General features: G+C 72.5%; 1 protein-coding gene. It reads right to left on the bottom strand.

Annotation, left to right across the window (positions count from 1 at the left end):
- Complete coding sequence (locus tag AB8M46_RS30945) at nucleotides 1–17,151, bottom strand: SDR family NAD(P)-dependent oxidoreductase (RefSeq protein ID WP_394362501.1); 17,151 nt, start codon at nucleotides 17,149–17,151, stop codon at nucleotides 1–3.
- Nucleotides 17,152–17,167 lie beyond the last annotated feature (16 nt).

The following is a 17,167-nucleotide window of genomic DNA, read 5'->3' as shown; positions in this document are numbered from 1 at the left end:
TCACGACCTTCCGAATTCCTTGTGCAAGATGTCGAACAGCTCGTCGGCGCTGGCGTCGGCCAGGTCGCCGTCACCCTCGTCTGCGGCCGGGCCTCGGGTCTCGGTCCACCGGGCGAGTACCGCGCGCAGCCGGTCGGTGATCCGGTCCGCGGTCTCGTCGTCGGTGACCGCCGCGGCCAGCGCGGTCTCCAGCCGGTCGAGGTCGGCCAGCACCGCCACCTCGGGCTCGGCGCCCGCCGGTTCGCCCAGTTCCGCCAGCAGATGCCGGGCCAGCGCGGCCGGGCTCGGCTGATCGAAGACCAGCGTGGACGGCAGCCGCAGCCCGGTCGCCGCGCCGAGCCGGTTGCGCAGCTCGACCGCGGTCAGTGAGTCGAAGCCGAGGTCGCGGAAGGCCAGCTCCGGGCCGACCTTGGCGACCGACGCGTGGCCGAGCGCGGCCGCGGCGTGCGAGCGCACCAGGTCCAGCAGGAACGGCTCCCGGTCCGCGGCGGGCAGTGCCGCCAGCCGCTGGGCGAGCGACGGCCCGCTCGTGGCGGCCGCTCCCGCGACCCGCTTTGCCGGAGCGCCCGCGAGAACACGCAGCAGGGCGGGCACTTCGGTCTGCCCTCGGAGCGCGGCGGTGTCCAGGTGCACGGGCACCAGCGCCGCGACGTCCCGCTCCCCCGCCGCGTCGAACAGCGCGAGACCCTCCACAGAGGACAGCGGGCTGACCCCGGATCGCTTCATCCTGGCCACATCCGCCTCGTCGAGGTGGCCGGTCATCGCGCTCCGCTCGGCCCAGAAGCCCCACGCCAGCGCCTGCCCGACGAGGCCGTCTGCCCGGCGGTGCTGGGCGAGTGCGTCGAGGAAGGCGTTGGCCGCCGCGTAGTTTCCCTGTCCGGCGGCGCCGAACGTCGCCGCGGACGAGGAGAACAGCACGAACGCGGCCAGTCCGAGGTCGCGGGTCAATTCGTGCAGGTGGGCCGCGGCGTCGACCTTCGGGCGGAACACGGTGCCGAGCCGGTCCGGGGTCAGCGCCGGGATCAGCCCGTCGTCGAGCACACCGGCGGTGTGCACCACGGCGGTCAGCGGATGTTCCGGCGGCACCGAGCCGAGCAGTCCGGCGACGGCGGCGCGATCGGCGACGTCGCAGGCCACGACGGTCACCGTGGCCCCGAGCCCGGTCAGGTCCGCGACCAGCTCCCGCGCGCCCTCGGCGTCGAGCCCGCGCCTGCTCGTGAGCAGCAGCCGCCGGACGCCGCGCGTGGTCACCAGATGCCGGGCGAACAGACCGCCCAGCACGCCGGTGCCACCGGTGATCAGCACCGTGCCCTCGGGGTCGAGGACGGCGGGCGGTTCCAGCACGATCTTGCCCGTGTGCTTGGCCTGGCTGAGGAACCGGAACGCCTCGGGGGCGCGCCGGACGTCCCACGCGGTGGTCGGCAGCGGCCGCACCACGTCCTTGTCCGCCAGCGCCAGGAGTTCGCCGAGGATCTCCTGGATCCGGTCGTGCCCGGAGTCGATCAGATCGAACGCGCGATAGGTGACGCCGGGATGCGCGGCCGCGACCTCGTCCGCGTCACGGATGTCGGTCTTGCCCATCTCGACGAACCGGCCGCCCTCGCGCACCAGCCGCAGCGACGCGTCGACGAACTCCCTGGCCAGCGAGTCCAGCACCAGGTCGACCCCTCGGCCGCCGGTGGCTTCGCGGATCTTGTCCTCGAAATCGAGGGTCCGGCTGGAAGCGATGTGGTCGTCGTCGAAGCCCATCGCCCGCAGCGTGTCCCATTTCGCGGGGCTGGCGGTCACGTAGATCTCGGCGCCGAAGTGCCGGGCCAGCTGGACCGCGGCCATGCCGACGCCACCGGCGGCGGCGTGGATCAGCACGGTCTGTCCCGGCCGCAGCTCACCGAGGTCGGCCAGGCCGACGTAGGCGGTGAGGAACGCGACGGGCGCCGACGCGGCCTCGGTGAACGACCAGTCGTCCGGGACGGGCGCGATCAGCTTCCGGTCGGCGACGGCGACCGGGCCGAATGACGCGTCGAACATACCCAGTACGCGGTCGCCCGGCGCCAGGTCGGTGACGCCGGGGCCGGTCTCGGTGACCACGCCCGCGCCTTCCCCGCCGATGCCTTCCTGCCCGGGGACGAGCCCGAGGGCCACCACGACGTCCCGGAAGTTGAGCCCGGCCGACCGCACGGCGATGCGGACCTGTCCCTCGGCGAGCGGAGCCAGCAGATCGGGCCGGTCCCGCAACACCAGGTTCTCCAGGGTGCCGCCGCCGAGGGTGTCGACGGTCCACGCGCGGCTGCCCGAGGGCGGGACGAGCGCGGTGTCGGCGGACGCCTTGACCAGCCGGGCACCGAGCACCGTTCCGGCCCGCACCGCGAGCTGGGGCTCGTCGAGCGCGAGCGCCTCGGCCAACCCAGCCTCGGAGCCGTCGGTGTCGAGAAGACCGAACCGGCCGGGATTCTCCTCCTGCGCCGTGCGCACGAGACCCCAGACCGTCGCGGTGGCCGGGTCGGACACCGGTTCGTCCGCGGCCACCGAGACGGCGCCCGAAGTGCGGAAGACCAGCCTGGCGCCGGAGAAACGGTCGTCCGCCAGCCAGTTCTGGACGAGCGCCAGCGCGTCCCTCGCGGCGGCGTGCGCGCCCTCGACGAGGTCGCCGGTGACGGGTGCGCAGTTCGTGAGGACCACGTCGGGCGCCGGCCTGCCCGCGTCGAGATCCGCGGCGAGTTCCGTGAGATCCGCGCAGTCCTCGCCGAGAACGACGATCGACGGCGCGACGACGTCCTTTGTGGACAGATCCGTCCAGTGGACCTGGAACAGCGAATCCGCCGGATCCCGGCGAGCACCGGCGAGCTGAGCCTCGGCCACCGGCCGGAACACCACGGAGCCGATCGAGGCGACCGGCGCCCCGGCGGTGTCGGCGAGGTCCACCGTCACCGCGTCCTCCCCGGCGGGGGAAAGCCGGACGCGCAGGCTCGGCGCGCCGACGGCCGACAGCGAGACCTCGTTCCACGCGAACGGAAGCCGCAGTTGCCCGTCGTCGGGGAGCAGCCCGAAGCCCAGTGCGTGCAAGGCGGCGTCGAGGAGCGCGGGGTGCAGGCCGAACACGGCGGCCTCGGCGATCCGGTCCTCCGGGAGGGCGATCTCGGCGAACACGTCGTCGCCCCGGCGCCACGCGGCACGCAGCCCGCGGAACGCCGGACCGTAGCCGTAACCAAGTTCCGCGAGGCCTTCGTAATGGCCGTCGAGGGAGATCGGTTCGGCTCCCGCGGGCGGCCACTGGGTCAGATCCGCCATGGACGTCTCCCCATCCGCGGCGAGCAGGCCGGTCGCGTGCCGGATCCAGTCCGTACCACCGGTTTCGTCCCGGGAGTACACGGCGACCTCGCGGGTGCCGTCGTCAGCGGACGCTCCGACGGTCACCTGCAGCCGCGCGCTCCCGGACTCCCCGAGGACGAGCGGCGCCTCGATGGTCAGTTCGGCGATCCGGCCGCAGCCGGTGCGCTCCCCCACCGTGAGCGCCAGGTCCACGAGCGCCGCGCCGGGCAGCAGCAGCGCGCCTCCGACGGCGTGATCGGGCAGCCAGGTCTGGTTCCGCGCCGAGATCCGGCCGGTGGCCACCAGGCCGTCCCTGCCGGCCAGCGGGACGACGGCCCCGAGCAGCGGATGCCCGCCGTCGTCCAGACCGGCCTGTCCCGGGTCGGCGGAAGTCCGCGTCCGCAGCCAGTAGTGCTCGTGCTGGAAGGCGTAGGTCGGCAGGTCGACGCGGGATCCGGGGAACAACGCCGCCCAGTCCGGGCTGAGGCCGTGGACATGGGCTTCGGCCAGCGAGGTGAGGAACCGGAGCGGGCCTCCCTCGTCCCGGCGCAGGCTGCCGACCGCGACGGCGCGCTCTCCCGCGTCCTCGGCGGTGTCGGCGATCCCGGTGACCAGGACCGGATGGGGGCTCGTCTCGACGAAGAACCGGAACCCGTCGTCGAGCAAGCGCCGGACGGATTGTCCGAAGTGGACGGTCCCGCGCAGGTTCCGGAACCAGTACGCCGCGTCCACCACCGGATCGAGCGGCTCCCCGGCCACCGTCGAGTAGAACGGGATCTCCGGCACCCGCGGCTCGATCCCGTCGAGCGCGGTCAGGACGTCCTGTTCGATGGCGTCGACATGTGCGGAATGCGACGCGTAATCCACCGGGATCCGCTTCGCGCGCAGCCCGCTCGTCTCGCAAGCGGCCATGAGCGCGTCCAGACCGGCGACGTCACCCGACACCACCACGGACGCGGGACCGTTCACGGCGGCGAGCGAGACTCCCTCAGGCAGCAGTTCGCGGACCCGGTCTTCGGCAGCGGCGACGGAGACCATGCCGCCCCGGCCCGAAAGCGCCGTGATCGCCTTGCTGCGCAGGCAGACCACCCGCGCCGCGTCGTCGAGCGACAGCGCGCCGGAGACACACGCCGCCGCGATCTCGCCCTGCGAGTGTCCGACGACGGCGGCCGGCTCGATGCCACTGGCACGCCACAGCCTGGCCAGCGACACCATCACCGCGAACAAGGCGGGCTGCACGACGTCGACCCGCTCCAGCGCGGTCGCGTCCGAGAGCACCTCGGTGAGCTTCCAGTCCACATAGGACAGCAAGGCCGCTTCACACTCGGCCATCGATTCGGCGAACACGGGCGCGGTCGCCAGCAGTTCCACCGCCATCCCGGCCCACTGCGAACCCTGACCGGGGAAGACGAACACCGGTTTCCCGCTGGTCGCGGTCCCGGTCACCACCGAACCCGACGGCTCACCCGCGGCCAGTGCGGCCAACCCGGCGATCGGGTCTTCGCCGACGACGACGGCCCGATGCTCCAGCGTGGTCCGCGCGGTCGCCAGCGAATACGCCACATCCACCGGACGTTCGCCGGTCAGGAAGGACTTCAGCCGCGCCGCCTGCGCGGCCACCGCCTCGGGTTCCTTGGCCGACAGCGGCCAGGCCACGACGTCCCCGAGCAGCCCCGATGCCGGTTCGTCCCGTGTCTCGGCCGGTTCGGCCTGTTCGAGGACGACGTGCGCGTTGGTACCGCTCATCCCGAACGACGACACCGCCGCCCGGCGCGGGCCACCCGTCTCCGGCCACGGGGTCGGCTCGGTCGCGAGCTCGATCCGGCCCGCCGCCCAGTCGACGCGCGAACTCGGCGTGTCGACGTGCAGCGTGCGCGGCAACGTCCCGTGCCGCATCGCGAGCACCATCTTGATCACCCCGGCGACGCCCGCCGCGGCTTGCGTGTGCCCGATGTTCGACTTGACCGAACCGAGCAGCAACGGCCGTTCCCGGTCCTGGCCGTAGGTCGCCAGCAACGCCTGCGCCTCGATCGGGTCGCCCAGCGTGGTCCCGGTGCCGTGCGCTTCGACGGCGTCCACTTCGGACGGTTCGAGTCGCGCGTTCGCGAGCGCCTGCCGGATCACCCGCTGCTGCGAAGGACCGTTCGGCGCGGTGAGGCCGTTCGACGCGCCGTCCTGGTTGACCGCGCTGCCCCGCAGCACCGCGAGCACCGGATGCCCGTGGCGACGGGCGTCGGAAAGCCGTTCCACGAGCAGCATCCCGGCGCCTTCACCCCAGCCCGTGCCGTCTGCGCCGTCGGCGAACGCCTTGCAGCGACCGTCCGCGGCCAGCCCACGCTGACGGCTGAACTCGACGAACGTGCCCGGCGTGGCCATCACGGTCACCCCGCCGGCCAAGGCCAGCGAGCATTCGCCCTGCCGCAGCGCCTGCGCCGCCAGATGCAGCGCGACCAGCGACGACGAGCACGCCGTATCGACGGTGACCGCCGGGCCTTCGAGCCCGAAGGTGTACGAAACGCGGCCCGAGGCGACACTCGCCGAGGTGCCGGTGGCCAGGTAGCCCTCGACCCCGTCGGGGACCTCCGCCGAACCGGACACGTATTCGTTGTCCATCACTCCGGCGAACACGCCGGTGCGGCTGCCGCGCAGGGTCGACGGGTCGATCCCGGCCCGTTCGAACGCCTCCCACGACGTCTCCAGCAGCAACCGCTGCTGCGGATCCATCGCCAGCGCCTCACGCGGCGAAATCCCGAAGAAGCCCGCGTCGAAGTCCCCGGCGGTTTCGAGGAAGGCGCCTTGGCGGGTGTAGGAGGTGCCCCGGCGGTCCGGGTCGGTGTCGAACAGCCGCTCCAGGTCCCAGCCGCGGTCGGCGGGGAACTCACCCAGCGCGTCCCGGCCGTCGGCCAGCAGGGCCCAGAGCCGCTCGGGAGTGTCGGCGTGGCCGGGGAAGCGGCAGCTCATCGCGACGATCGCGATCGGCTCGTCGGCCGTCACCGCCGCCTGTCCGGTCTCGGGCCCGCCCTGCGCACCCAAGACGCCTTCGCCGATGTGGGCGGCGAGCGCTTCCGGGGTCGGGTAGTCGAAGATCAGCGTCGCCGGCAGCCGCAGCCCGGTGGCGGCGGTGAGCCGGTTGCGCAGTTCGACGGCGGTCAGGGAGTCGAATCCGATCTCCTGGAAGGACCGCGTGGCCTCGACCGCGTCCGCCGCGGTGTGCCCGAGCACGGTCGCGGAATGGGTGCGCACGAGGTCGACCAGCAGGGTTCCCCGGTCGGCGGCGGGCACGGCGAGGAGGCGGTCCCGCAACGAATCCGCGTCACCGGTGGTCCCGGCGGACGCGGCGCGGCGGACCGGGCCGCGGGCGAGACCGCGCAGCAACGGCGGAAGCCCGTCCGCGCCCATCGCGGCGACGTCCAGGCGCATCGGCACCAGCACCGGTTCCGCCAGCGCGCCCGCGGCGTCGAAGAGCTCCAGACCGTCCTGTGTGGACAGTGCGGCGGTACCGCTCTGGGCCATCCTGGCCAGCTCGGCCTCGCCGAGCGTCCCGCCCATCCCGCCCGTTTCGGCCCACAGACCCCACGCCAGCGATCGCGCGGGCAGCCCGTGCACGGCGCGCCGGACGCTGAGCGCGTCCAGGAAACCGTTCGCGGCGGCGTAGTTCGCCTGCCCGGCGTTGCCGAAGACCCCGGCCGCCGACGAGAAGACGACGAACTCGGCGAGATCCGCGCCCTTGGTCAGTTCGTGCAGGTTCAGCGCCGCGTCGACCTTCGGCCGCAGCACCTTCGCCAGCCGCTCCGGGGTCAGCGAGCCGACGAGGCCGTCGTCGAGGACACCCGCCGTGTGCACCACGCCGGTCAGCGGATGCCCGGCCGGGATCCCGGCGAGGACGGCGGCGAGCGCGTCGCGATCCGCCGCGTCGCACGCCTCGACCGTCACCGACGCGCCCGCCTCGGTGAGTTCGGCGACCAACTCGGAGACACCCGGCGCGTCGTGCCCGCGCCTGCTGGTCAGCAGCAGCCGCCGGACGCCGCGTTCGCGCACCAGATGCCGGGCGAAGAGCGCGCCGAGGGCGCCCGTTCCCCCGGTGACGAGCACGGTGCCGTCGGGATCGAGGGCGGCGGGCATGGTCAGCACGTTCTTGCCGACGTGCTTGGCCTGGCTGAGGAAACGGAACGCGTCGGGGCCACGCCGGACGTCCCACGCGGTGACCGGCAACGGCGTCAGCGCCCCGGCCGCGAACAGCTCCAGCAGCGCGGCGAGCATCTCGTGGATGCGTTCGGGTCCGGCGTCGATCACGTCGAAGGGGTGGTACTCCACCCCGGTCTCCCCCGGTTCGCGGATGTCGGTCTTGCCCATCTCGGCGAACCGTCCGCCCGGGGCCAGCAGCCGCAGGGACGCGTCGACGTAGTCGCCGGCCAGCGAGTTCAGGACGACGTCGACCCCGCGTCCGGCGGTGGCTGCGCGGAACTTCTCCTCGAAGCCGAGGTCACGGGAGGACGAGAGGTGGGTGTCGTCGAAACCGTTGGCACGCAAGGTGTCCCACTTGCCCGGACCGGCGGTGCCGAACACCTCGGCCCCGGCGTGGCGGGCCAGCTGGGTCGCCGCCATGCCGACGCCGCCCGCCGCCGCGTGCACCAGGATCGACTCCCCCGCTTCGAGCCGCGCGAGGTCGAACAGGCCGTAGTAGGCGGTGAGGAACACGATCGGGACCGAGGCCGCCGTGGCGAACGACCAGTCGTCCGGCATCTTCGCCAGCGTCCGGTGGTCGGTGACGACCTGCGGCCCGAAGCCGTTCGACATCAGGCCGAACACGCGGTCGCCGACGTCGAGACCGGTGACGCCGGGCCCGATCTCGGTGATCACGCCCGCGCCTTCACTGCCGAGCGTGGCCGCACCCGGGTACATGCCCAGCGCGATCAGGACGTCGCGGAAGTTGAGACCGGCGGCCCGCACCGCGATCCGCACCTCGCCCTCGGCCAGTGGCGCGACCGCTTCGGGCGACGGCACCAGCGTGAGGTTCTCCAGGGTGCCGCGGCCGGTGGTGTCCAGCCGCCAGGCGCCCTCGGGCGGGGTCAGTTCCGTGGACGAGGCGGTGGTGGCCAGCCGCGGCGCGAGTGCCCGGCCGTCGCGGAGAGCGAGCTGCGGCTCGTCGACGGCCAGGATCCGGCCGTCGGGCAAGGTCTCGGCGTCGACCAGCACGAACCGCCCGGGGTTCTCCGACTGCGCGGCACGCACCAGTCCCCAGACCGCGGCGTGCGCGAGGTCGGTGACCGCTTCGCCGTCGACCGCGGCGACCGCGCCCCGGGTGTGGACGACGAGCGGACGGTCCGGCTCGTCTTCGAGCCACCGCTGGACGATTCCGAGAACCGCGGCCGTCGTCTCGTGGACACGCTCGGCGGAGTCGCCGCCGCGTGGCACGGAGAAAACGGACTCCGCGGGCAGGGCTTCGCCGGTCTCCGGGAGCGGGACCGGACGCCAGCCGACCCGGTAGAGCGAGTCGTGTCCCTTGCGCGCCAAGGCGTCGCCCGAGATCTCGCGCAGTGTCAGTTCCTCCGCCGAGACGACCGGGCGGCCGGTGCCGTCGGCGACCAGGACCTCGAATCCGTCGGGACCGGACGGCCGCAGCCGGACACGGAGCCGGGTCGCGCCCGCGGCGTGCAGGCGCACCCCGGACCAGGCGAACGGAAGCCGCGTGCCGTCGTCGCCGCCCGCGAGACCGAGAGTGTGGAGCGCGGCGTCGAGCAGCGCCGGATGCACGCCGAACCGAGCCGCGTCGGCGTGCTGTTCCTCCGGGAGTTCGACCTCCGCGAACAGGTCTTCACCCGCTCGCCACGCCGCCCGGAGGCCACGGAACGCCGAACCGTACTCGAGGCCGGTGGCGGCGAGGCGCTCGTAGACGTCACCCACCTGGACGGCTTCGGCGTTCTGCGGCGGCCAGGTCGTCAAACCGGCCGGTTCGACGGCTCCGGCGGCCGAAAGCAGGCCGGTGGCGTGCCGCTGCCACTCTTCTTCGCCTTCCTGGCGCGAGTGGATCTCGACGGTCCGGCGCCCGGTGTCGTCGGCCGTGCCGACCAGCACGGACAGCTGCGTCGCACCGCGTTCGGGCAGGACGAGTGGCGCTTCGAGGGTCAGGTCTTCGAGGTGGCCGCAGCCCGCCTCGTCTCCCGCGCGCAGGGCGATCTCGACGAACGCGGTGCCCGGCAGCAGGACCACGCCGCCGACCCGGTGTCCGGCCAGCCACGGCTGGGCGTGTCCGGACAACCGGCCGGTGAGCAGGAATCCGCCGTCACCGGGCAGGGCCGCGGCCGCGCCGAGCAGGGGGTGGTCGGTGGTGCCGAGCCCGGCGGCGGTGACGTCGCCCGCCGCGCCTCCTGCCGACGACAGCCAGAAACGTCGGTGCTGGAAGGCATACGTGGGCAGGTCGACGGGCTTCCCGCCGTCGAATAGTGCCGCCAGATCGACGTCCACGCCGTGGGCGTGCAGGCCCGCGACCGCCGTCAGCAGCGTCTCCACCTCCGGCCGGTCGCGCCGCAGGGCCGGGACGACGACCGCGTCCTCGGCGCTTTCCTTGGCCATCGCGGTCAGGACACCGTCCGGGCCGATCTCCAGGAACCGCGTGACACCCTCGGCCTCCAGGAACCTGACCGAATCGTGGAACCGCACCGTGTCACGGACATGCCGGACCCAATAGTCCGAAGTAGACACCTCCGCCAGACCACCGGAGACGATCGGGATCCGCGGCGAGGCGAACGACAAACCGTCGACGATCGCGCGGAACTCGTCCAGCATCGGTTCCATCAACGGCGAATGGAACGCATGGCTGACGGTGAGGCGCTTGCTCTTGCGTCCCTCGAACCGAGAGACCACCGAGGCGACGGCGTCCTCGTCACCCGAGACCACCACCGACTCCGGGCCGTTGATCGCCGCCAGCGACACCCGCTCTGTCAGCAGCGGTGTCACCTCGGCTTCGGTCGCCTGCAACGCCACCATCGCGCCGCCGGTGGGCAAGGCCTGCATCAACCTGCCTCGCGCCGACACCAGCTTGGCGGCATCGTCGAGGGAAAGCACACCCGCGACGTGGGCGGCCGCGATCTCACCGACCGAGTGCCCGGCCAGGAAGTCCGGCCGGATGCCCCAGCTCTCCACCAGCCGGTACAGCGCCACTTCAAGAGCGAACAACGCACACTGCGTATTCGCCGTCTGGTTCAGCTCATCTGCCGACAAGTCCTTGAGCGGCTGTTCGAAGCGGGAACACACCTCGTCATAAGCCTCGGCGAACACCGGAAAGCGCTCAGTCAGCTCAAGACCCATCCCGAGCCGCTGACTGCCCTGACCGGTGAACAGGAAAGCCGTCCGGCCCTCCGTCGCGCGACCGGTGATGGCGAGGTTTTCCAGCCCGGCCAGCAGGGTTTCCCGGTCTGCGGCCACGACGGCGGCCCGGTGCTCCAGGGCCGCGCGGGTGGTCGCCAGCGAGAACGCGACGTCGGACAAGGCGGCAGGTGTCTCGGCGAGGAAGTCCCTCAACCGCGACGCTTGGTCGTGCAGGGCCGCTTCACTCCCGGCGGAGAGGACGAACGGCGCCGGTCCCTCACCGGATTCGGCGGCCTCCACCGGAGCGGGCCCCTGCTCCAGGACGATATGCGCGTTGGTGCCGCTGATCCCGAACGACGACACCGCCGCACGCCGGGGCCGTCCGGCGTCCGGCCAGGGACGCGCCTCGGTCAGCAGGGAGATCGCGCCCGCCGTCCAGTCCACATGAGACGACGGTTCGGTGACGTGCAACGTCTTCGGCAGCACCCCGTGGCGCATCGCCTCGACCATCTTGATCACGCCCGCCACCCCGGCGGCCGCCTGGCTGTGCCCGATGTTCGACTTGATCGACCCGAGCCACAGCGCGGCGTCCTCCCGGCCCTGGCCGTAGGTCGCCAACAGCGCCTGCGCCTCGATCGGGTCGCCCAGCGTGGTGCCGGTCCCGTGCGCTTCGACGGCGTCCACTTCGGACGGTTCCAGACGCGCGTCGGCCAAGGCCCGCCGGATCACCCGCTGCTGCGAAGGACCGTTCGGCGCGGTCAGTCCGTTGGACGCGCCGTCCTGGTTCACCGCGGAACCCCGGACGACGGCCAGGATCCGGTGCCCGTTGCGCTCGGCGTCCGAGAGCCGCTCCACGAGCAGCATGCCGACACCTTCGGACCAGGACGTGCCGTCCGCACCGTCCGAAAAGGACTTCGAACGGCCGTCCGGCGCCAAGCCTCGCTGACGGCTGAAGTCGACGAACGTCTCCGGGGTCGCCATCACGGTCACCCCGCCGGCCAGCGCGAGCGAGCATTCGCCGCGCCGCAGTGCCTGAGCTGCCAGGTGCAGCGCCACCAGCGACGACGAGCATGCGGTGTCGACGGTGACGGCCGGGCCTTCGAGGCCGAAGGTGTAGGAAACCCGCCCGGACAGCACACTTCCGGAGTTGCCGGTGCCGAGGTAACCCTCGACGTCGTCAGGAACGACCGTGGCCCCGGTGAGGTAGTCGTGGTACATCTGCCCGGCGAAGACGCCGGTGTCGCCGCCCCGCAGCGTTCCGGGGTCGATCCCGGCCCGTTCGAAGGCCTCCCACGAGACCTCCAGCAGCAGCCGCTGCTGTGGGTCCATGCCCAGTGCCTCACGCGGCGAGATCCCGAAGAAACCGGCGTCGAAATCGCCAGCCTCGTGGAGGAATCCGCCCTCGCGCACGTAGCTCTTCCCCGCCTTGCCGGGGTCCGGGTCGTAGAGGCCGTCGACGTCCCAGCCGCGGTCGGCCGGGAAGAGCGAAATGCCGTCACGGCCCTCCGCGACCAGTCGCCAGAGGTCCTCCGGCGACGCGACGCCGCCGGGGTAACGGCACGCCATGCCGATGATGGCGATCGGCTCGTCGGCCACGGTCGCGGACCGCTGGACCGGGACGTCGGGCGCGGCGCCGAACAGTTCGGCGGCGAGCAACTCCGCGAGCGCCTTCGGGGTGGGGTGGTCGAACACCGCGGTCGCGGGCAGCCGGAGCCCGGAAACGGCGTTGAGGCCGTTGCGCAGTTCCACCGCGGTCAGCGAGTCGAAACCCAGCTCCCGGAACGGGCGGGCCGGTTCGACGGCTCCGGCGTCCCGATGGCCGAGCACGTCGGCGACCTGGCCGCGCACCAGCGCGAGCAGTTCCCGGTCGCGCTCCTCGGCGGGCAGCGAAGCCAGCCGGTCACGCAGTTCCCGCGCGGCGGGGGCGGCCGACGCGGTCCGCCGCGACTTCCCGGCGAAGGCCCGCAGGAGCGGGACGTCCGTGACACTCGTGCGCAGGGCGGGCACGTCGAGCCGCATCGGCACGAACAGCACTTCCTTCGCTCCCACGGCAAAGTCGAAGAGGGTCAAGGCATCGCCGACCGGGAGCGGCAGCAGACCGGAGCCCGCCATCCGCGCGCGATCGGTCCCGGCGAGCGCTCCCGCCATCCCGTCGCCGGTCTCCCAGAGCCCCCACGCGAGCGAGGTCGCGGGCAGTCCGCGTTCGCGGCGGCGCGCGGCCACCGCGTCCAGGGCGGCGTTGGCGGCGGCGTAGTTCGCCTGCCCCGCGCTGCCGAGCACACCGGCCGCGGAGGAGAAGAACACGAGGTGGGCGTCGCCGGCCAGTTCGTCGAGCAGGAGCGCGCCGTCTACTTTGGACCTGAACACGGTTTCGAACCGGTCCGGGGTCAGGTCGGCGAGCAGGCCGTCGTCGAGCACACCCGCGGCATGGACGACGGCGGTCAGCGGAACGCCGTCGAGCAGCGCCGTCAGCTGATCGCGGTCCGCGACGTCGCAGGCGACGATCCGGGCCTGGGCGCCGAGGTCCGCCAGTTCGGCGGCCAGCTCGTTCGCGCCTTCCGCGGCGGGACCGCGGCGGCCGGCGAGGATCAGGTTCCGCACACCGCGTCGCGTGACGAGGTGCCGGGCGAGTTCGGCGGCGAGCGCACCGGTGCCGCCGGTGATCAGGACCGTTCCGTCCGGATCCCAGCCCGGTCCGGTTGCACCCCCGCGCACCGGGGTGAGCCGCGGGACGCGGACCTCGCCCTCGCGCACGACGGCTTCGGTCTCGCCTGAGGCCACGATGCCGGCCAGCAGGCCGTCCGTGAGCGTGGTGGGGTCGTCGGCGTCGACGAGCACGAACCGGCCGGGGTACTCCTCCCGCGCCGAACGCACCAGCCCCCAGACCGCGGCCTGCGCCGGATCGGTGAACGCGCCGCTGGTCAGGAACACCACGGGGCCTTCGCCCGGCTCCACAGCGATCTCCCAAGCGTGCGCCGTCGCGTGCCGGACGTCCGCGAAGTCCACAAAGGACTCTACAGTCGATGCTTCTGCTCCCGCGGGCACCGTCACCGGCGTCCAGGTGACGCGGAACAGCGAGTCACGGGGAAGCGAGGCGGCCGCGGCGACCGGAGCCCGCAGGCTGAGCGAGCCGACCGACAAGACCGGAGCTCCGGCGGGATCGGTCGCGAAGACGGAGACGGCACCGTCGCCCGACGGGCTGAGGCGGACCCGGAGCACCGTCGCGCCGTCGGCGTGCAGGCGGAGATCCGACCAGGCGAAGGGGATCTCCAGCCCCCGCGACTCGCCGACGCCGATGGCGTGCAGCGCGGAGTCGAACAACGCGGGATGGATACCGAAGGTGCCGGGAGTTTCGTCCACCTCGACTTCGGCGAGCACGTCGCCGTCGCGGGTCCAGACGGCACGGACACCCTGGAAGGCGGGACCGTAGCCGAGCCCTTCGGCCGCCAGGTTCGGATAGAAGTCTTCGAGGTCGACAGGCTCCGCTCCCGTGGGCGGCCACTCGGTCATCTCGTCCTGTGTGGACAGTGCGCTACCGACGACGCCGGAGGCGTGCCGCACCCAGAGGTCGTCGTCCTCAGGCCGGGCGTGCACGGTGACCGAGCGCCTGCCCTGGTCGTCCGCGGCCCCGACCGCGACCTGCAGCTGGACGCCACCCTTCTCGGGCAGCACCAGCGGCGCTTCCAGGTTCAGTTCCTCGACGGCCTCACAACCGGCCTCGTCGGCGGCCGCGAGCGCGAGTTCCGCGAACGCGGTACCGGGCAGAAGCACGTTTCCGCCGACGACGTGGTCCGCCAGCCACGGCAGTGTGCTCAGCGAGATCCTGCCCGTCAGGAGGATCTCGTCCTCGCCCGCCGGCCGGACGGCGGCGGCGAGCAGGGCGTGCGGCGACGCGTCCAGCCCGGCGGCGGAGACGTCGCGGTGAGTGGCACCGGATTCGAGCCAGAAGTGCTCGTACTGGAACGGGTAAGTCGGCAGATCGACGCGCCGGGCTCCGGCGAACAGCGGCGCCCAGTCGATCTCGGCGCCGTGGACGTGCAGTCCGGCGACCGCCGTCAGCAGCGTCGTCACCTCGGGGCGGTCCCGTCGCGAAGCCGGGAGGACGACGGCGTCCTCGGCGCTTTCCTTGGTCATGGCGGTCAGGACGGCGTCGGGTCCGATCTCCAGGAACCGGGTGACGCCCTCGGCCTTCAGGAATTCGACCGAATCGTGGAACCGCACCGCGTCACGGACGTGCCGGACCCAATAGTCCGAAGTGGACACTTCAGTCAAACCGCCGGACACGATCGGGATCCGCGGCTCGGCGAAGGTCAGGCCCTGCACCACCGCGCGGAAGTCGTCGAGCATCGGCTCCATCAACGGCGAGTGGAACGCGTGACTCACCACGAGCCGCTTGCTCCTGCGCCCCTCGAAGTGGGACACCACCGCGGCGACGGCTTCTTCGTCGCCCGAGACGACCACCGACTCCGGGCCGTTGATCGCGGCCAGCGACACCCGCTCCGTCAGCAACGGAGTCGCTTCGGCCTCATTCGCCTGAAGAGCCACCATCGCGCCACCGGTCGGCAATGCCTGCATCAGGCGACCACGAGCCGACACCAACGTCACCGCGTCGTCCAGCGACAGCACACCCGCGGCATGAGCCGCCGCGATCTCCCCGACGGAATGCCCCGCCAGGAAGTCCGGCCGGACGCCCCAGCTCTCGACCAGACGGAAGAGCGCGACCTCGAAGGCGAACAACGCGCACTGCGTGTTCGCCGTCTGGTTCAGCTCCTCGGCGGACAGCTCCTTGATCGGTCGCTCGAATCGCGAGGAGACGTCGTCGAAGACCTCCGCGAACACCGGGAAACGCTCGGCCAGCTCACGGCCCATCCCGAGCCGCTGGCTGCCCTGGCCCGTGAACAGGAACGCCGTCCCGCCGTCCGTCGCCCGCCCTTCCACCAAAGTGGCGGTGAGCAGGTCGTCCAGCGTGCCGACGACGGCGGCCCGATGTTCCAGGGCGGTCCGCGTGGTGGCCAGCGAGAACGCGAGGTCCGCCGCGGTGACGTCCGAATCCCGCGCGAGTTCCCGCACACGTGCCACCTGCTCGCGCAGGGCGGCTTCGGTCTTGCCGGACAGCACGAACGGCACCGGCCCCGCGAGCGTGGACGGCTGTTCGTCCTCCGCGGCGGGCTGTTCGAGGACGACGTGCGCGTTCGTCCCGCTGATCCCGAACGAGGACACCGCGGCGCGCCGGGGGCGATCCGTCTTCGGCCACGGCTCGGCCTCGGTCAACAGCGAGACCGCGCCCTCGGACCAGTCCACATGGGACGTCGGCGCGTCGACGTGCAGGGTCTTCGGCAGCACACCGTGCCGCATCGCCTCGACGAGTTTGATGATCGAAGCGACCCCGGCCGCGGCCTGGCTGTGCCCGATGTTCGACTTCACCGAGCCGAGCCAAAGCGGCGTGGTCCGATCCTGGCCGTAGGTGGCCAGCAAAGCCTGCGCCTCGATCGGGTCGCCGAGCCGGGTGCCCGTGCCGTGCGCCTCCATGGCGTCCACATCGGACGGTGTGAGCCGCGCGTTCGCCAGCGCCTGCCGGATGACCCGTTGCTGGGAAAGACCGTTGGGCGCGGTGAGCCCGTTCGACGCGCCGTCCTGGTTCACCGCGGATCCGCGCACGACGGCGAGGACGCGGTGCCCGTTGCGCCGGGCGTCGGAGAGCCGCTCGACGAGCAGCATGCCCGCGCCTTCACCCCAGGCGGTGCCGTCCGCGGCCTCGGCGAACGCCTTGATCCGCCCGTCAGCCGCGAGCCCGCGCTGACGGCTGAAGTCCACGAACGCCGCCGGGTTGGCCATCACGGTCACCCCGCCCGCCAGCGCCAGCGAGCATTCACCCTGCCGCAGCGCCTGCGCCGCCAGATGCAGCGCCACCAGCGACGACGAACACGCCGTGTCCACCGTGACCGCCGGGCCTTCGAGCCCGAAGGTGTAGGAGACGCGCCCGGAGGCGATGCTCGCGAAACTCCCGTTGCCGAGATACGGCTCGAGATCCGCGGGCGGCGTGCCCGCGATGGCCGAGTACTCGTTGTGGATGACCCCCGCGAACACGCCGGTCCGGCTGCCCCGCAGGGAATCCGGGGCGATCCCCGCGCGTTCGATCGCCTCCCAGGAGATCTCCAGCAGCAGGCGCTGCTGCGGGTCCATCGCCAGCGCCTCGCGCGGCGAGATCCCGAAGAACGCCGGGTCGAACCGGGCGGCGTCGTGCAGGAAGCCGCCTTCCCGGACATAGCTCTTGCCCGGTTTGCCCTGCTCGGGGTCGTAGAGCCCGTCGAGGTCCCAGCCGCGGTCGACCGGGAATCCGGTGAGGCCGGTGCGTTCCCCGGCGACCAGGTCCCACAGCTCTTCCGGCGAGCGGACCCCGCCCGGGTAACGGCAGGCCATGCCGATGATCGCGATGGGCTCGCCGGTCAGGCGCCGGTTCTCCCCGCGCAGGCGGTCGGCTTCCTTCAGCGCCGCCCGCAGGGCCTCGACGACCTTGTTCTCGGATGTGGACATCGCAGCTCCAGGGTGT

This window comes from Amycolatopsis sp. SB7-3, from assembly GCF_041021335.1.
In the GTDB taxonomy this organism is placed as follows: domain Bacteria; phylum Actinomycetota; class Actinomycetes; order Mycobacteriales; family Pseudonocardiaceae; genus Amycolatopsis; species Amycolatopsis japonica.
Note: the sequence above shows the minus strand (reverse complement) of the source record. Positions and strands in the feature narration are given on the sequence as shown.

Excerpts from the sequence above, each read along its gene's own strand:
- AB8M46_RS30945 (WP_394362501.1), bottom strand. The coding sequence starts at position 17,151 with ATGTCCACATCCGAGAACAAGGTCGTCGAGGCCCTGCGGGCGGCGCTG.